Source organism: Devosia sp. A369 (assembly GCF_054489345.1).
In genome coordinates, this window is the sequence record NZ_JBTMWV010000006.1 from 154,398 (window position 1) to 171,893 (window position 17,496).

The following is a 17,496-nucleotide window of genomic DNA, read 5'->3' on the forward strand; positions in this document are numbered from 1 at the left end:
CGCAACGCGCCCCCCACAGCCTCGATGTCATCCCGGCCTTGAGCCGGGACCCATCCTGAGATGGTTCAGCCGGCGTGATCTGGCGATGAGCACCGTGGCTGGGGCAAGATTTTGCCCACCCACCGGCTTCACCCTCCCCCTTGCGGGGAGGGAGAGCGAGATAGGAGTTAGCCCTTGCTAACTCCGTCGTCGAGCCGGGAGGGGTGCGAGAGCCCCGATGAGCGTGGCCACCCCCCCCCACCCTTGATCCCTCCCCGCAGGGGGGAGGGTGTCGACTGCGACATCTGTGCTCCTTCCCGGCCGTCACCCTCGGGCTTGACCCGAGGGCTCTGCACTTCCCCGGCCGCAGCAAGTTCAATCCCCTCGGGTCAAGCCCGAGGGTGACGATCCAGTTTTTGGAAAACTTATCCCCGCCCCCGCATTCCTCCCGCATACTCCCTTCATCGCCCACGCCAGAGCGCGATCATGACGAGTGATGAGCGTGGGGACGGTCGGGGATGGGAGGTCGCTCCCATTGGGCAGAGGAAACCGGCAGCTGCGTCTGCAACATTGGCGTACCTGAACCAACCTGCGAAAATCCCGGCGTGATGGCGAGGCGACTGGCTCACTATCAAAAAACTAATATCGAGGCAGCGCCTCGCCATCATCGCTCGAAAACCGCACACAGGCGGCGCTTTGGCACGCGTCAGTGATTTTGTCCCAATGCGACAAAGCGATGAATTCCGCCATGCGTGGGACGCATAATGCAGGTGACGCATACGGCATGGCATTGCCGCACAAATCATCGCATCCTCGGCAGGTTGCCAATCATCTGAAGGGGATACGCCAATGTTTGTGCGTGCCGTCTGGCGTCTCAAGCGCCTGGTCGACATCAAGCAGACGTTGCGGGAAATGGACGTTCCCTCAACGCGTGATGCAGACCTGTTGGGGCTTTCCGGCCCTGATTTCTCCAAAATGACGCAGTCCTTGTTCGACCGCTGAGCCTTTGCACCGTCCAATTTGTCGTTCTGGCCGCCGGATGGTCACCTGGCGGCCATCGCCCAGACGCAAGCGTTAACCGAATATGAATACACTCAGTTAAAGCCCTGCACCGCTCGCATAGCTTGCTTGATCAATGACCCACTGCTCATTCGGTCGGCCTTGCCCTAGATATAGCCTTGTAAACGCAAGGAGATACCAAATGGACATTCGCAAGACTTTCAAGAAGTGGGCCGCCTACCAGCAGACCGTCCGTGAGCTCGCCGCTCTCGACAACCGTCAGCTCAACGATCTGGGCATTGCGCGCACCGACATCACTCGCATCGCCCGCGACCATGCTGCCGGTCTCTAATATTTGCCCAACTGAACTCTCAGCCCAAGCAAATCGAACAGCCGCTTCTCTCTGAGATGCGGCTGTTTTGCTTTTCGGCGGCACGCCGCTAACGCCTGAATCTATCCACGCCCTGCCCTGATGCAGTAGCCTAGTCGTCAGATTTGTTGCACTCGACGACGCCGCTTGCTATCTGCGCAGCATGTCCACATCAGAACCTATTCATATCATTGGCGGCGGTCTCGCCGGCTCCGAGGCCGCGTGGCAGGCGGCGCAAGCCGGCGCCCAGGTCGTGTTGCACGAAATGCGCCCCGTCCGTATCACCGACGCCCACCAGACCGACAGTCTGGCCGAGCTGGTCTGCTCCAACAGCTTCCGCTCCGACGATCACGAGCATAATGCCGTGGGGCTGCTGCATGAGGAAATGCGGCGCTGCGGCTCGCTGATCATGCAGGCCGCCGACCAGCACAAGCTGCCCGCCGGCGGTGCGCTGGCCGTTGACCGCCACGCCTTCTCGGCCGAGGTCACCCGCGCCATCGAGAACCATCCCAATATCACCCTCGACCGCACTGAAGTGCCGGGCATGCCGCCCGAAGACTGGCGCAATGTCATCATCGCCACCGGCCCACTGACCTCGCCGGCCATGGCCGAAGCCATTCTCGCCAAGACCGGCGAAGATGCGCTGGCCTTCTTCGACGCCATCGCGCCGATCGTCCATCATGACAGCATCAATATGGACATCGTCTGGGCCCAGTCGCGCTATGACAAGGTTGGACCGGGCGGCACCGGCGCCGACTATCTCAACTGCCCGATGGACAAGGACCAGTATTTTGCCTTCGTCGAGGCGCTCAAGGTGGCACCGCTGCACGAATTCAAGGATTGGGAAAAGGTCCCCTATTTCGACGGCTGCCTGCCCATCGAAGTGATGGCCGAGCGCGGCGTCGAAACCCTGCGCCACGGGCCTATGAAGCCAGTCGGCCTGACCAATCCGCGCGACCCCACCGTCAAATCCTACGCCATCGTCCAGCTGCGGCAGGACAATGCGCTGGGCACGCTGTGGAACATGGTCGGGTTCCAGACCAAGATGCGCTACGGCATCCAGGCCGATATCTTCCGCATGATCCCGGGGCTGGAAAACGCCCAGTTCGCCCGCCTCGGCGGCCTGCATCGCAACACCTTCCTCAATTCGCCGAAGGTGTTGGGGCCAGACCTTAGGCTGAAGGCCGATCCGCGCATCCGCTTCGCCGGTCAGGTCACCGGGGTTGAAGGCTATGTCGAAAGCGCCGCCTGCGGGCTGATCGCCGGCCGCATGGCCGCTGCCGAATTGCGCGGCGAAACCTTGGCCGCGCCGCCGCTGACCACGGCGCTCGGCGCCCTGATCGCCCATATCACCGGCGGCCACGTCGAGGCCGAAAGCTATAGTGGCGCTCGCAGCTTCCAGCCGATGAACATCAATTTCGGGCTGTTCCCGGAAGTGACCATCGTCAAGCCGGAAGGCGTGGCGCGCTGGCGTGGGCCGGACAAGACCATCGCCAAGCGCAAGGCGATCACTAGCCGAGCGCTGGAAGATCTGAAGGCCTGGGCCTGAACGAAAACGGAGCTGGCTAGCGGTTACGCCAGCTCCACCATGCCAGCCGGGCGATCTTGCGCCAGTCGGCTTCATCAGGCACCGGCGCGAACAAACCACTGCTGCGCTGATTCAGCGCTGCCAGTTCTGCCCGCAGCAGGGAGACACTGGCAAAGGCCGGCTTGAGCTTGCCGGGCAAAGCGGCAATCGCCGACTCGGCCTTGGTCAGATGTTCGCCCGCCAATTCGGCGATCTGCCCCAAAGCTGCCGCCAGCCCCTCGCTCTCGGTGCCCGAGAAAATCTCCCCCTCGCGCACCCCATTGGCGGCAAAGATCGACCAGGGCAACACGATGCGCCCCTGCGACGACACATAGCCAAAAGCCCGCAGATGGCCGATCATGGCATGGGCCACGCCCAGATGGCCGGCGGCGTCGCCGGTCTCGATGCTCTCGCCATCATTGAGGATCATCGCCGCCAGCTGATACAGCGTCGACACCGTCTCGCCGGCATAGCCTTCAAAGCTCTCGAGGTCCGGCATCGGATCGTCATAGAGATCGAAGCGCCGCGCCCCAATCAGCCGCAGCAGCGTGCCGGCCGGAATATTGTAGCGGGTGGTGGTCGCCAGCAGCGCATCGGCCACCGGGTTTTGATGCACCGCGCCATGCTCCTGCCCGGATAGCGTATCGCTCCACCACTGCAGGCGGATTTCGCCGGGGGCCGGATTGCTCACCCGTTCGCGGACGGCAGCGACGTCGGCGTTGAAAGCATAGAGCGCGGTGATGGCATCGCGGTAATCCCCGCGCAGCACCAGCGTGGCAAGATAGCGCTCGTGATCACCCTGACGCAGGGCTTCGGCGGCATGGACAAAACTCTCAGCGGCCATTCAGCGGACCTTGTCGACGGCGATCAATGCCGCCGCCACTGCCCGCTTTTCGGCGAGCAGCACATTATAGGTACGGACGGCGCTGCCGGTATTGATCGCCTCGACGATCACACGCCGCTCCCGCAGCGCCTCACGCAGTTCGCGCGGTACGGCGGCAATGTCGGGGCCGATGCCGATCAGCAGCACATCGATATCGTCGGCTGCGGCGAAGACCGGGGCCAGCGATTCGATGGTGATCGCCTCCGGTGTCTGCACGTCCCAGGCGAACATGCCCTGCGGTAGGCACAGCAGCGAGCCGCGATGCGACAGGCCGGCAAAGCGGAACCCGCTATTGCCATAGGCATCAATGCCGACCTGCTCGGGGTAGTATCGCGTCTCGCTCAAGTTACTTCCAGCTTCAGACAGAGGAGCCGTCGATCGCCTTTGCCGCTGGCTTGTCCTCATCAACCTTCGACTTGAGGCCGAAATTGATCAGGATCGGGCCGTTGACGATGATCGACGAATACATGCCGACGATACAGCCGAAGGTCATGGCGATGGTGAAGCTCCGGATCACTTCGCCGCCGAACAGCACCAGCGGAATCAGCGCCAGGAACACGGTGAACTGCGTCAGCGAGGTGCGCACGATGGTCTGGTTGATCGACAGATCGATCAGCTCCGGCAGTGGCATCTTGCGATGTTTTCGCAGGTTTTCACGCACACGGTCGGAAATCACCACGGTTTCGTTCAGCGACAGACCCACCAGAGTCAGCACGGCCGCAATCGAGGTGAGGTTGAATTCCAACCCGGTTATCGAGAACAGCCCGATGGTCATGATCACGTCATGAGTGGTGGTGGTCACTGCCGCCATGGCGAACTGCCACTCGAAGCGGAACCAGATGTAGATCAGGATCGCCCCGAGCGCGATGATGACGGCGATCGCGCCCTTCCAGGCGAGTTCGCCCGAAACCGTGCCGCTGACCGCCTCCGTGCTGCGCACGGTATAGTTCTCGGTGGCCAGCGCATCACGGACCTTGGACACAGCGACCTGGTCGGCGTCCTGGCCGCCCTCCTGTGCCTGCACGCGAACCAGCACGTCTTCCGGCGTGCCAAAGCCCTGCACCTGCACTTCGCCCAGTTCCAACCCGTCGAGCAGTTCGCGCACCTTGCCGACATCGGCCGGGCCGTCCTCATGCTGGATGACAATGGCGGTGCCGCCGACAAAGTCGATGCCGAGATTGAAGCCCTTGAAGTAGGCCGAGCCGATGGATGCCACGCTGGCGACGATCGAGAACAGGATCACATAGCGCGAGATCTTCATGAACGGGATTTTGGTGCCGTCCGGGATGAAGCGGAAATGCTGGATCTTCAGCACCTTCGGGCGCACCGCCCGGAACCACATCTGCACCTGATAGGAGGTCAGGGTATAGGAGGTGAACAGCGAGGTCAGGATGCCGAGCGCCAGGGTAACGGCAAAGCCCTGCACCGGGCCGGAGCCCAGAAAATACAGCACGATGGCTGAGATAAGCTGGGTCAAGTGCGAGTCGATAATGGTGCCCCAGGCCCGCTCGAAACCGGCATTTATGGCCTGGATCGGCGTTTTGCCGGCGCGCTGCTCCTCGCGCATGCGTTCATAGATCAGCACGTTGGCGTCCACGGCCATGCCGATGGTCAGCACGATGCCGGCTATGCCGGGCAAGGTCAGCGTGGCCCCCAGCATCGACAGCGCACCGAAGATCAGGATGACGTTGAGGATCAGCGAGACGTTGGCGAACACGCCCCACACGCCATAGGCCAGCACCATGAACACGACGACGAGCGCGCTGGCGACAACACCGGCGGTCAGACCCGAACGGATCGAGTCGGCGCCGAGGCTGGCGTCCACCGTGCGCTCCTCGACCACGTCGAGCGAGGCCGGCAAGGCGCCGGCGCGCAGCAGCACAGCGAGATCGTTGGCCGTGGAGGTGGTGAAGCTGCCGCTGATCTGGCCCGAGCCGCCGGTGATTGGCTGCTGGATGACCGGAGCGGTGATGACCGTGTTGTCGAGCACGATGGCAAAGCGCTGACCGACATTGGCGCCGGTGATCTGGCCAAAGGTGATGGCGCCACGGGTGTCGAACTTGAAGCTGACCACGGGCATGGAGCGCTGCTGGTCATAGCTCGGCTGCGCATCGACCAGCGACTCGCCGCCAAGGGCGACGTCTTCATAAAGCAGCTCTTCGGTGCCGTCCTGGCTGGGCAGGATCATGGTGCCGGCGGGCAGGCCCTGGGCCTTGGCCTGGGCGGCGCTCATGCCGGGATAGACCATGTGGAAAGTCAGTCGCGCGGTGCGCGAAATAATGTCCTTGAGGCGCTCGCTGTCGCCAAAACCGGGAACCTGCACCAGCACGCGATTGGTGCCCTGGCGCTGAATTTGCGGTTCGGTGGTGCCAAGCTCGTCGACGCGCTTGCGGATCACTTCGATGGACTGCGCCACCAGTGCCGACATGCGCTGCTCGACACCCTCAGGAGTGAGCGTCACGGTGAGCTTGCCATCCGGCGTTTCGCCAAAAGCGAGTTCGTTGACGCCGCCCACGGCGATCAGCGAGTTGCTGATCGAATTCTGCAGCGCCTCGACAGCGGTACGCGCTGCGGCCTTCTGGCTCGGGTCGGTCAGCTCGATCGTCAGCGTGCGTGTAGCCGGATCGGTAGTGATGAGATTGCCGATGCCATTCTGATTGGCAAGCGTATTGCGGACGTCGCGGCGCAGGGTCTGCAGCCGCTCGGTGACGATGCCGTCCTGATTGACCTGCAACAGCAGGTGCGAACCACCCTGCAAGTCCAGACCCAGAACCACAGTCTGCCTGGGCAGGAAGCCCGGCCAGTTGTCACGCACGTTGTCGGGCAGGAAACTGGGGACCGCAAACAACACGCCCAGCAGGGCTACGATGGCGATGATGGCGGTGCGGATGGGCGAAAACTGCATCTAGGTCGTCCTGAAAGGAAAAAACCGGAGCCCATGGGCTCCGGCGTTGTTCATGTGACGCCGTTAGGCTGGCTTGTTGTCGTTGACCGGCTCGGCCTTGGAGCGGACGTCGGCAACCATGCCGCGCACCAGCTTCACCTTGACGCCCGAAGCGATCTCGACTTCGAGGTCTTCGCCATCAACGGCCTTGGTCACCTTGCCGACGATGCCGCCGGTGGTGACAACGGTGTCGCCACGACGGATGGCCGACAGCATGGCCTGCTGGGCCTTCAGACGCTTCTGCTGCGGACGGAAAATCAGGAACCAGAAAATCACGACGAGCAGCAGAATGGGCATCAGCTGGACGACGATATCGGTGATTCCACCCGATGGGGCGGCGCCGGTTGCCTGGGCAAAAGCGGGCGTTACGAACATTAGGCGAGGCTCCTATCGATTCTTCTTGGCTTATTGGAAGGCGACACCAGGAACCAGCAAAATGGTTGCGGAACCACTGGACGCATATGGGGCAAACTGCACTTGCGCCCCGGTCAAAATCGCGCGGACTATACATTTGCCCCCCAGCGATTGCAAAGCCATTCCGGGGACTGCAAATTGCCGCGCCGATCATAAGGACGACATACCTTGAAGACCGAAGACCGCCTAGCCGAAATCTCCGCTGCACTCACTGAAATTTCGAGTGTTCTCAAAGGCATGGTGCCGCCAACCAAGATTGCATCGAGCGCGTTGGGCGCAGCCGATGCCTATTATTGGGATGGCGATGCCGGGATGTTGATGGCTGTGCCCAAAGTCAGCCGCGTATCGCTGGACATGCTCAAGGGCATCGATTCCGTGCAGGACATTCTGCTGCGCAATACCGAACAGTTCGCCCGTGGCCACGGCGCCAACAATGCGCTGCTCTGGGGCGCTCGCGGCATGGGTAAAAGTTCGCTGGTCAAAGCCATCCACGGCCATATCGGCGAACGCGCCAACGAGGGCTTCCAGCGTCTGGTGTTGATCGAGATTGCCCGGGAAGACCTTGAAACCCTCCCTGCCCTGATGCGCCAGATCGGCGGTATCGAGGCCCGCTTCATCGTCTTCTGCGACGACCTCAGCTTCGACAATGGCGAAGTCAGCTACAAATCGCTCAAAACCATCCTCGATGGCGGTCTCGAAGGGCGGCCGGAAAACGTGCTGTTCTACGCCACCTCCAACCGCCGCCATCTGATGCCGCGCGACATGATCGAGAATGAGCGCTCGACCGCCATCAATCCGGGCGAAGCCGTCGAAGAAAAAGTGTCGCTCTCGGACCGCTTCGGGCTGTGGCTGGGCTTCCACAATTGCGACCAGCCGACCTTCCTCACCATGGTGCAGGCCTATGCCGACCACTATGGGCTCGATCTCGACGCCGAAACCCTGCGCGCCCGCGCCATCGAATGGTCCGCCACCCGCGGCGCCCGCTCGGGCCGAGTCGCCATCCAGCTGGTGCGGACGCTCGCCGGCGAATTGGGCAAGCCGATCTGACTTACACAAACAAAAACCCCCGCTCGCGCGGGGGTCTTCTTGTTTCAGATGCTTCGACTAACCAGCCAGCAGCGGCACCGGATCGACCGGCGTAGCGCCCTTGCGGATTTCGAAGTGCAGCTGCGGCTTGGTCACCGAGCCGGTCATGCCGGCGGCGCCGATATTGTCACCGCGACCGACGACGGCGCCCTTGGCCACGCTCATCGACTGCAGATGGGCATAGGCCGAGACATAGCCATTGGGGTGGCGGATCAGGATCAGATTGCCATAGCCTTCGACCCCGGAGCCGACATAGATCACGGTGCCGTTCTCGGCGGCCTTGACCGAAGAACCTTCCGGCACTTCGATGTTGATGCCGGTGCCCTTGGACGAGGCGAAATCGACCAGCACGCGACCGCTGGCGGGCCAACGGAACTTGTCATTGCCCGACATTGCCGGTTCCGCGGCGGGAATTGCGGCAGTCTGCGTCGGCGCCACCTGTGCCGGAGCGGCCTGTGCGGGGGCAGCGGGCGTTGGCGTTGCGGCTTGCAGCGCATTGGGCGCGGCCTGCGGCAGCGTCTGCTGCGCCGGTGCGGGTGCCATTGGCGTGGCGCTGGCGACCTGGGTCGGCGCCTTGGTTGCCAACAGATCAGCGCGACCCGGGATGATCACCTTCTGCCCGACCACAATCTTGTCGGGCGACGACAGATTGTTGGCCTGAACCAGCGACTGGGTGGTCACTTCGTAGCGGCGGGCGATGGTGTAAAGCGACTCGCCGCTAGCAATGGTGTGGGTAAAGCTGTTCGTCGCGCCAGGCTGCGGCGTCGCCGCGGCAAGCGCCGGCACCGAGTTATTGGTGGGCAAACTGCCAAGGGCAGCAGGAGACGGCATCGGAGTGGCCGAAGCGAAGGCGGGCTGTGGTTGCATGATGGGCAGGGATCCCTGAGAAGACGGGTTACTCAGTACAGGAAGGTCTTGGGACTGGACGGACGGCATCGGCTGGTTAAAGGCAGTCTGCGGCTGGTTCCAGGCAGGCTGGACGGCCGTCGGCTGACTGTTGAAACCGCCACCACCGACATTGGCCGGGGGCAGAAACGGGCTTTCGGCCATCATATTCTGGGGGGCACCCAGGCTCGAGGGCATCGGCTGGCCAAAGCTGGCGGGAGCACTTTGCTGCACGGAGCCAGTGGTCACGGGATCGCTAAAGGCCCGACTACCGAGACTGGAACACCCGGAAAGCGCAACGGCGGCCGCGATTAGGCCAACCATTGCAACGGCACCTTTGGGCGCCCGGCGGGATACGCGGATACTCATCAGCTACACTCGTACGCAGGTACTCAACACAAGTTTGAAACTAAGCCGGTAAGGTAAAGACGAGTTTAAGGCCGATGCGATTTGAGCAAATTCGTGACGGCCGGATTCTGGATTGGGTAAGGTTAAGAACGAAGGGGCCGCGCTAGCCCCACCGGCACCTGCTGAAACGCAAAAACCCGCCGGATATCCCCGGCGGGTCGAATGGCCCTTATAGTGCCAACTTTTGAACGTCCGGACTGCCTAGAGCTGTTCGGCCCGCAACTGCGCCGCGCTCTTGGCCGACAACAGCCCCGGCGCTACGTCGAACACCGTCTTGGCGCCATACTGGCCCATCTGCTGCAAACGATGCGTCGCCCTGGCATAGGCCACCAGCACGCTGGCGGTAAATTCGGGATTGCTGTCGAGCTTGAGGCTATATTCCACCACCTGGGCATTGGCCTCGGAGGTGTTGCCGCTGCGAATGACGAAGCCGCCATGCGGCATCGCCTGGTGGTCGCGGCGCAATTCCTCGGCGGTGATGAAATTGACCGTGGTGTCATATTCATCGAAATAATGCGGCATGGTGGTGATGGCGGTTCGCACCGCCTCGGCATCAGCCCCCGCCTCCAGCACCACGAAGCATTCGCGCCGATGCTTCTCGCGGGTGGTTAGCGTCGGACGTGACGCGCTGCGCACCAGATCGACGGCCTGTTGCACCGGACGGGTATATTGCACGCCATTGGCCACACCGGGCACGCGGCGCACCGCATCGGAATGCCCCTGGCTCAACCCGTCCCCCCAGAAGGTATAGGTCGCACCATCGGGCAGCAGTGCTTCGCCGATCACCCGATTGATGGAGAACAGGCCGGGGTCCCAGCCCACCGAGATCAGCGCCGTCTTGTGATTGGCCAGCGCCGGGGCATCGACCGCAGCAAAATAGTCGGGAATGCGGGCGTGGGTGTCGAAGCTGTCGACGGTGTTGAACAACGCCGCCAGTTCAGGCCCCTGCTTTGGCAAGTCGTCCTTGGAGCCGCCGCACAGAATCAACACGTCGATCTGGTCGGCATGACCGGCGAGATCGGCCATGGCAAACACTGGTGTGTCGGCCTGTAGCGGGCTGATCGTCTCGGGCGCCCGGCGGGTATAGATGCCCACCAGTCGCATATCGGGATTTTTTGGCATGGCGGCTTCGACGCCGCGTCCGAGGTTGCCGTGGCCGGCGATGGCGATCCGAATGTGGTCAGCCATGATGAGTCATGCCCTCTTATTCATGCAAATTATTGTGGTTGCCGCGCGCCGACGCCCTAAAGCGTCAACATGCCCCGCATTCGTTCCACCAGCGCCGCATCGGTTTGCTGCAGCAGCATCGGCGTTACCGTTACATAGCCGTCGCGGCGCATGATTTCGAAGTCGGCCGAGCGGTCGAGCGGCATCGGGGTTTCGGGGATGGCGATGAAGAATTTGCCGTCATTGTCGCTGGGATAATAGCGGAACGGCGAGCGCGAAAAGCGCTGATGCGGGGCCACGGCGATGCCCTTGGTCTCATCGGGATCGCAGAACGGGAAATTGACGTTGTAATAGTGCTCGCGCCCTTGGGCGGCGGCAATGATCGAGCGGGCAGCGGCAGCCCCGTGGCGGATGGAGTTGGACCAATCCACCTCGCGGCTGACCTCGTAATTCATGCCCTGGCTCATAGCGATGCCAATGGCGCCCTGCAGGGCCCCTTCCCGCGCGCCGGCCGCCGTGCCTGAGCAGTTGATGATATCGCCCAGATTCTGCCCGGCATTGACCCCGGACAGCACCACATCAGCCGGGCGATCGCCCAGCAGATGGGTCATGCCGGCAACGACACAGTCAGCCGGCGAGCCGCCGACCACGGCAAATGTCCGCTCATCGCGCTGGTCGAAATGCAACTCGCGGCCAAGGGTGAAGCGGTGCCCTGCCCCTGACTGGTTGCCATCGGGCGCCACGATCCAGATATCATCGCTCAGCGTCCGGGCGATATCGGCCATGATGGCGATGCCAGGCGCATCCACACCATCATCATTGGTGATGAGGATGCGCAGGCTCATGCCCGGCCGCCGATGGAGGTGAGGCCGCCCATATAGGGCTGCAGCACGTCAGGCACGCGGACCGAGCCGTCTTCCTGCTGGTAGTTCTCCAACACAGCGATGAGGCAGCGCCCGACAGCCGTGCCCGAACCATTGAGCGTATGGACAAAGCGCGGTGCCTGCTTCTCGCCGGCGGGGCGATAGCGCGCATCCATGCGCCGCGCCTGGAAATCGCCGCAGACCGAGACCGAGGAGATTTCGCGATAGGTGTCCTGACCCGGGAGCCAGACTTCCAGATCATAGGTCCGCTTGGCGCCGAAGCCGATATCGCCGGTGCACAGATCCATCACCCGATAATGCAGGCCCAGACGCTGCAGCACCGTCTCAGCGCAAGCCAGCATGCGCTCATGCTCGTCCACCGAAGTTTCCGGCGTGGTGATCGACACCATTTCCACCTTGTTGAACTGGTGCTGGCGCAGCATGCCGCGCGTATCGCGACCGGCCGAACCGGCTTCCGAGCGGAAACAGGGGGTGAGTGCGGTGAGGCGCAGCGGCAGTTCTTCCTCGGCAAGAATGGATTCGCGGACGAAATTTGTCAGCGGCACTTCGGCCGTCGGGATCAGCGCCAACCGCGATTCGCCGTGCGGGGTGAAGAACAGGTCGTCCTCGAATTTCGGCAACTGATTAGTCCCGAACAGCGCGTCGTCCTTCACCAGCAGTGGCGGCTGCACTTCGGTGTAGCCATGCTCGGTCGTATGCAGATCGAGCATGAACTGGCCGAGAGCGCGTTCGAGGCGAGCCACCTGCCCCTTCAGCACGACAAAGCGGCTGCCGGAAAGCTTGGCGGCGACCTCAAAGTCCATCTGCCCCATGGCTTCGCCGATCTCGTAATGCTCCTTGGGAGCGAACGAGAAGCTGGGCCGGGGGGCACGGGCTTGGGCGGCGGTCTCGGGCGTGCCGTTGCGGCCGAAATATTCGACATTGCCGGATTCGTCGGTGCCGTCCGGCACGTCTTCGAAGACGAGGTTGGGAATGACCGAGAGGGCATTGCGCAGTTCGAGTTCGATGGCGCGCTCGTCGGCTTCGCCCTGGGGAATGAAGTCCTTGAGGCCAGCAACTTCGGCCATCAGTTCGGCGGCCTTGGCCTCATCCTTCTGCGCTTTGGCCTGGCCGATCTGCTTGGAGAGCGCATTGCGCTTCTCCTGCGCTTCGTTCAGGCGGGCGATGATGTCGCGACGCTTGTCATCGATGGCCAGCAGATCGGCGGAACGCACGGAGACGCCCTTGCGCCGCGAAACGGCAGCATCGAAGGCTTCGGCGTTGGCTCTGATCCACTTGATATCGAACATCGATTGCTACGGGTCGTCGCCCGCCTCTTGGTTGGTAAACTGCTATAAATGCACTGATTTGTGAGTTTGTCTAAGGTCGTCAGGGACGCCCGGCAATCCCCAAAGCGCCAATGCCACCGAACGGCGCAGCAAGACCCCACGGCTGGCCGCGCCAACCATGAGGCCCTTGGCGACTATTCAGATGATGATTTGGACAGCTCGGCTTCCTGTGCCGCCAGCTTGGCAGCACGGCGCTTTTCGACCATGCGAACCGACAGGATCGAAAGTTCGTAGAGCAGATACATCGGCACGGCCAAGCCGATCTGGGAGATCGGATCAGGCGGGGTGATGAAAGCCGCGAAAATCAGAATGCCGACGATGGCGTAGCGACGGCCCTTCTGGAGCATGTCGACATGCACGAGATCGATCTGGGCCAGCAGCGTCAACACCACCGGCAGCTGGAAGCAGACGCCGAAGGCCAGGATCAGCAGCATGGCGAGGCCGAGATATTCGCTGACGCTGGTCAGCATCTCGATATCGGCGGTCTGCATGCCGGCAAAGAAGCTCAGCGCCATCGGCAGCACGACGAAATAGACCAGGGCCGCGCCGGCTACGAAAAAGATCGGTGTGGCAATGAGGTATGGGATGAACGCTTTACGCTCATGCTTGTAGAGCCCGGGTGCCACGAACATGTAAATCTGGCTGGCCACCATGGGAAAGCCAAGGAAGACCGCCCCGAACAATGCGACGTTCAGATAGGTAAAAAACAGCTCCTGCGGCGCGGTGAAGATCAGGTTCGCGCCTGGCACGGAGTGCTTGTAGGGGATCAGCAGCCAGTCATAGATGGTGCTGGCGAAAATGAAACAGAAGGCCATCAGCGCGACGATGGTCACCGCCGAATAGATCAGCCGCTTGCGCAGCTCGACCAGGTGCTCGAGCAGCGGAGCCTCGCTGCCGGCGAGTTCGTCTTCGGCAGTCTTGCTCTTGTCTTCGATCTGCTTGGTGTCGGCCATAATTTATACGTCCCCAGCCTTGGCGGCTTCGACAGGAGCTGCCTTCGGCTTGGCGGCGGCGCGTTTCTTGGGCGCGGGCTTGGCAACGGCTGGTTCAGCCTCCACGGCCTTGGCCGGCTTTGCCGCTGCCGCAGGCTTGGCCGTCGCGGTCTTCTTGGCGGCAGGCTTCTTCACCGGCTTATCAGCCGGTGCCGGGCTTTCCAGCGGAGCGAGTTCAGTGGTGATCACCGGGCGGGTTGGGGCGGCCTTGGCCTTCACCGGAGCCTTCTTGGCCACGACTTTCTTGGCCGGAGCGGCCACGGGCGCCTTGGGCGTCGTGGCGGCGGACTTGAAGCCGGATTCGGCGGCGACCTGATCCGCCGTCTTGGGCGGCGTCATGCCAGCGGCGGCCTTGATCTCATCGACGACGCTTTCCGCCTTGGGATCAGTCGGCTTGATGACGCCGCTGGGCTTTGGCCCCGTCGGCGTCATGGCGTTGAACTCCTTGCGAATTTCGTCGGAGGTCTTCTTGAGCGGCGCGGTGATCGAGTTGCGCAGATTGCGCACCTCGTCCATTCCGGTCGTCTTGTTGATCTCACGCTGGAAGTCGTTGCCCATGCGCCTGATCTGCCCGACGATCTTGCCGACGCGGTTCATCACCACCGGCAAGTCCTTAGGCCCGATGACAATCAGCGCAACAACGCCGATCACCAGCATCTCTGTCCAGCCCAAGCCGAGCATAGTTCTAATCCTTACACAGCAACGGCGCGGCCGGCAGAAGCGTCCTTAGACGTCCTTCTTCTCGGTCTCGCGAAGGGTGGCGTCAGCGGTGGTGGTAACCTGCTCCACCGGCTTGTCGTCGTCCTTCATGCCCTTCTGGAAGGCTTTGATGCCCGAAGCAACTTCACCCATCATGCCGGAAATCTTCCCGCGACCAAACAGCAGGATCACAACAACGGCGACAACGAGAATGCCCCAAATTCCTGGCGCGTGCATTTTAGTCTCCCTAGAATTCGTTTATGCGCGTTACACGCGATAGATGGGTCAGAAATAGGTTCAATCGCGGGCAAACACAAGAACGTGCTCGGGATTAAGCGTCACGAAGACGTCCTGGCCCACAACTAGTTCGGCATCTGATGGCTGGCGCAGGCCCAACGGGGTGTCCAGGCCATCGACCATCAGCTCGCAGATATCAATGCCAATGGCATCGCGCTTGCCGACGATGCGGCCCAGCGTGCCCGTGCCACGCGCCGTCATGGACACGCCGCCGGCGGGCCGAATGGCAACCGTGACCGCAGCCCCATCGGTCAGACCCGGCGCCGGCACGGAGCCCAGCGGGGTCGAAACGCGGCCGCCGGACACCACGCTGTCGATCTCGCTGAGCGGCGAGAAGAAGCGGGCGGCGCTGAGGTCGATGGGATGGCGGTAGATTTCGGTGGCGGTGCCGATCTGGGCGATGCGGCCATGGCGCAGCAGCGCAACCCGGTCGCCCAGCACCATGGCCTCTTCGGGGTCATGGGTGACGATCAGGCTGGTGACGTGGGTTTCCCGCAGCACGGCAAGGGTTTCCTCGCGGACGGTCTCGCGCAGGCGGGCGTCGAGGCTGGAGAAGGGTTCGTCGAGCAGCAGCACGCCGGGGCGCGGAGCGACGCTGCGGGCCAGCGCCAGGCGCTGTTGCTGGCCGCCGGAGAGCATATGGGGGAAGTCGGCCTCGCGGTCGGCCAGCCCCACCCGGCGCAGGGCAGCGCGGGCCTGGGCCAGCGCAGCGACGCGCCCGAGCTTGCGCAGGCCGAACAGGACATTGTGCAGGACGCTCAAATGCGGGAATAGCGCAAAGTCTTGAAACATCAACCCGATACCGCGGCGATCCGGCGGCGTGGTGACGCCGGGGGCCGAGACGGTGCTACCATTGATGCGGACGGCGCCGCCATGAATGGGCTGGATGCCGGCAGCAACGCGCAAGGCGGTGGATTTGCCGGAGCCCGATTCGCCGAGCAGGCAGACGATTTCGCCGGGTTTCAGGGTCAGACTGAAGCGGTCGAGCACCACCCTGCCCCCGAGCCGGACATCGACGGCGTCGAACTCCAAGGTGGCGGCGAAGCTGACGCCGGTGGTGCCGCGCAAGCCCCAGTCCGAACTGGATTTTTCAGCCATCAGTCCTGCTCCTCGTCGCCGCCGGCATCGTCGGGGTCGAGCGGGTCTTCGTCATCGCGCAGCGCACCGTCGAAGGGAAGCGGGATCTGCATATTGGGCGGCAGGCGGCCGGAAAGCAGGCCAGAACCCTTCAATTCGTCGAGACCGGGCAGATCGCCAAGGCTTTCCAAACCGAAGTGATCGAGAAAAGCGTCGGTGGTGCCGTAGGTTACCGGGCGACCGGGCGTGCGACGACGACCGCGCAGGCGAATCCAGCCGGCTTCCAGAAGCAGGTCAATGGTGCCCTTGCCGGTGGCAACGCCGCGGACTTCCTCGATCTCGGCGCGGGTGGTGGGCTGGTGGTAGGCGATGATGGAGAGGGTTTCGAGCGCCGCACGGGAGAGCGGACGCGTCTCCTGCTCGTCGCGGCGCAGCAGAAAGCCGAGGTCTTCGGCGGTGCGAAAGGCCCATTTATCGGCGCGTCGCACCAGGTTCACTCCCCGCCCGGCATAGCGCTGCTGCAGCGTCAGCAGCAGGGCCGCAATGTTCGCTTCGGGCCCTACATAGGCTCGCAGGCTGTTGGCATCGAGCGGCTCACTCGCGGCAAAAAGCAGCGCTTCAAGCACGCGGAGATGGCGCTCAAGCACCTGGTTGGGCTCATCAATCGGGTCGGTCATTGCTGGTCGGCCTTGCGGCGGCGCATGAAGAGCGGGCCAAAGGTCTCGGTCTGGCGCAAATCGATCTGGCCGAGGCGAACCAGTTCGAGGCTCGAGGCAAAGCTCGAGGCGCGGATGGTGGCGCGCTCGGCCGGCATGGCGAGATATTCGGCCAGATAGGAATCCATCGACACCCACTCAAAACTATCGCCGATCAAGCGCTGGAGGATGTCCCGTGCCTCCTGCAGCGACCAGACGGTGCGCTGAATGGGGGAATAGTCGGTGGAGACGCCGCGTTCGCGCTGGGTGGAATAGGCTTTGAGCACATCGTAGAGCGAGGCTTCCCACAGGCTGGTACGCTGGATCTGGATCGGCTCGGGCATGCCGCGGGCATAGATCTGGAAGCCAAGCCGGGGCCGGTTCATCAGCTGGCTGGCGGCGCGGCGCATGGCTTCGAGGCGCTTCAACCGGAATTGCAGCATGGCGGCCAGCATTTCACCGGACGGCTCATCGTCCGACGGGGCCTGCGGCACCATCAGGCGGCTCTTGAGATAGGCCAGCCAGGCGGCCATCACCAGATAATCGGCGGCGACCTCGATGCGTTTCTCGCGCACGGTTTCGATGAAAGCCAGATATTGCTCGGCCAGAGCCAGCACGGAAATGGACGCCAGATCGACCTTCTGACGGCGGGCAAGATCAAGCAGCAGGTCGAGCGGGCCTTCATAGCCGTCGACATCGACATACATGACATCCTCGTCCGCCGGTGGGGCGGGCGTGTCAAACCAGTCGGTCTGGGCAGTCGTCATGAATTCAGGGCCGCGCTGCAGGACAATTGCGTCATCCTTGGCCGCTCGGTCCGGG

At 62.8% G+C, this 17,496-nt stretch carries 18 protein-coding genes; 4 read left to right on the forward strand and 14 right to left on the reverse strand.

The features are described 5' to 3' along the window. The first annotated feature begins 828 nt into the window (after positions 1-828). From ACX3OZ_RS10330 to trmFO, 3 genes are all read left to right on the forward strand, one after another. Positions 829-981 (forward strand): hypothetical protein, encoded by a 153-nt coding sequence (locus ACX3OZ_RS10330; RefSeq protein ID WP_459097736.1) that lies wholly within the window; start codon positions 829-831, stop codon positions 979-981. Positions 982-1,180: 199 nt separating this feature from the next. After that, positions 1,181-1,330: a DUF1127 domain-containing protein gene (locus tag ACX3OZ_RS10335; RefSeq protein WP_459097735.1), complete on the forward strand. Its 150-nt coding sequence runs from the start codon at positions 1,181-1,183 to the stop codon at positions 1,328-1,330. A 181-nt stretch (positions 1,331-1,511) separates the two neighbouring features. Beyond that, complete coding sequence (trmFO, locus tag ACX3OZ_RS10340; protein ID WP_459104461.1) at positions 1,512-2,897, forward strand: methylenetetrahydrofolate--tRNA-(uracil(54)-C(5))-methyltransferase (FADH(2)-oxidizing) TrmFO; 1,386 nt, start codon at positions 1,512-1,514, stop codon at positions 2,895-2,897. A gap of 16 nt (positions 2,898-2,913) precedes the next feature. Here trmFO and ACX3OZ_RS10345 read toward each other — a convergent pair whose 3' ends face one another. The 4 genes from ACX3OZ_RS10345 to yajC all read right to left on the reverse strand — a co-directional run bounded on the left by ACX3OZ_RS10345 (position 2,914) and on the right by yajC (position 7,117). Further along, complete coding sequence (locus ACX3OZ_RS10345; protein ID WP_459104462.1) at positions 2,914-3,759, reverse strand: phytoene/squalene synthase family protein; 846 nt, start codon at positions 3,757-3,759, stop codon at positions 2,914-2,916. Beyond that, positions 3,760-4,143 carry an Mth938-like domain-containing protein gene (locus tag ACX3OZ_RS10350; RefSeq protein WP_459097732.1) on the reverse strand — a complete coding sequence of 128 codons (384 nt, stop codon included), beginning with the start codon at positions 4,141-4,143 and terminating at the stop codon, positions 3,760-3,762. 13 nt (positions 4,144-4,156) lie between these two features. After that, positions 4,157-6,703: a protein translocase subunit SecD gene (secD, locus tag ACX3OZ_RS10355; protein WP_459097731.1), complete on the reverse strand. Its 2,547-nt coding sequence runs from the start codon at positions 6,701-6,703 to the stop codon at positions 4,157-4,159. Positions 6,704-6,766: 63 nt separating this feature from the next. Then, positions 6,767-7,117: a preprotein translocase subunit YajC gene (gene yajC, locus ACX3OZ_RS10360; RefSeq protein ID WP_459097730.1), complete on the reverse strand. Its 351-nt coding sequence runs from the start codon at positions 7,115-7,117 to the stop codon at positions 6,767-6,769. 207 nt (positions 7,118-7,324) lie between these two features. Here yajC and ACX3OZ_RS10365 point away from each other — a divergent pair, with 207 nt between their 5' ends. Continuing rightward, a complete protein-coding gene (locus tag ACX3OZ_RS10365) occupies positions 7,325-8,203 on the forward strand; it encodes an ATP-binding protein (RefSeq protein ID WP_459097729.1) in 879 nt (292 codons plus the stop codon). Positions 8,204-8,260: 57 nt separating this feature from the next. Here ACX3OZ_RS10365 and ACX3OZ_RS10370 read toward each other — a convergent pair whose 3' ends face one another. The 10 genes from ACX3OZ_RS10370 to ACX3OZ_RS10415 form a co-directional block, all read right to left on the reverse strand. Beyond that, positions 8,261-9,109 (reverse strand): peptidoglycan DD-metalloendopeptidase family protein, encoded by an 849-nt coding sequence (locus ACX3OZ_RS10370; RefSeq protein ID WP_459097728.1) that lies wholly within the window; start codon positions 9,107-9,109, stop codon positions 8,261-8,263. Between the two features lie 627 nt (positions 9,110-9,736). After that, complete coding sequence (locus ACX3OZ_RS10375; protein WP_459097727.1) at positions 9,737-10,723, reverse strand: diaminopimelate dehydrogenase; 987 nt, start codon at positions 10,721-10,723, stop codon at positions 9,737-9,739. A gap of 56 nt (positions 10,724-10,779) precedes the next feature. Then, the gene (surE, locus tag ACX3OZ_RS10380) at positions 10,780-11,547 is read right to left on the reverse strand and encodes a 5'/3'-nucleotidase SurE (protein WP_459097726.1); all 768 of its coding nucleotides are present in this window, start codon (positions 11,545-11,547) and stop codon (positions 10,780-10,782) included. Continuing rightward, complete coding sequence (gene serS, locus ACX3OZ_RS10385; protein ID WP_459097725.1) at positions 11,544-12,875, reverse strand: serine--tRNA ligase; 1,332 nt, start codon at positions 12,873-12,875, stop codon at positions 11,544-11,546. Before serS ends, surE begins: the two co-directional genes overlap by 4 nt. A 173-nt stretch (positions 12,876-13,048) precedes the next feature. Further along, a complete protein-coding gene (gene tatC, locus ACX3OZ_RS10390; protein ID WP_459097724.1) occupies positions 13,049-13,867 on the reverse strand; it encodes a twin-arginine translocase subunit TatC in 819 nt (272 codons plus the stop codon). A gap of 3 nt (positions 13,868-13,870) precedes the next feature. Continuing rightward, positions 13,871-14,587 carry a Sec-independent protein translocase protein TatB gene (gene tatB / locus ACX3OZ_RS10395; protein WP_459097723.1) on the reverse strand — a complete coding sequence of 239 codons (717 nt, stop codon included), beginning with the start codon at positions 14,585-14,587 and terminating at the stop codon, positions 13,871-13,873. A gap of 45 nt (positions 14,588-14,632) precedes the next feature. Next, positions 14,633-14,842, reverse strand: a complete 210-nt coding sequence (tatA, locus tag ACX3OZ_RS10400) for a twin-arginine translocase TatA/TatE family subunit (protein WP_459097722.1) — start codon at positions 14,840-14,842, stop codon at positions 14,633-14,635. Between the two features lie 60 nt (positions 14,843-14,902). Then, positions 14,903-16,000, reverse strand: a complete 1,098-nt coding sequence (locus ACX3OZ_RS10405) for an ABC transporter ATP-binding protein (RefSeq protein WP_459104463.1) — start codon at positions 15,998-16,000, stop codon at positions 14,903-14,905. Beyond that, positions 16,000-16,656, reverse strand: a complete 657-nt coding sequence (scpB, locus tag ACX3OZ_RS10410; protein ID WP_459097720.1) for an SMC-Scp complex subunit ScpB — start codon at positions 16,654-16,656, stop codon at positions 16,000-16,002. The genes ACX3OZ_RS10405 and scpB overlap by 1 nt, the downstream gene beginning before the upstream one ends. Then, positions 16,653-17,441 carry a segregation and condensation protein A gene (locus ACX3OZ_RS10415; protein ID WP_459104464.1) on the reverse strand — a complete coding sequence of 263 codons (789 nt, stop codon included), beginning with the start codon at positions 17,439-17,441 and terminating at the stop codon, positions 16,653-16,655. Before ACX3OZ_RS10415 ends, scpB begins: the two co-directional genes overlap by 4 nt. Positions 17,442-17,496 lie beyond the last annotated feature (55 nt).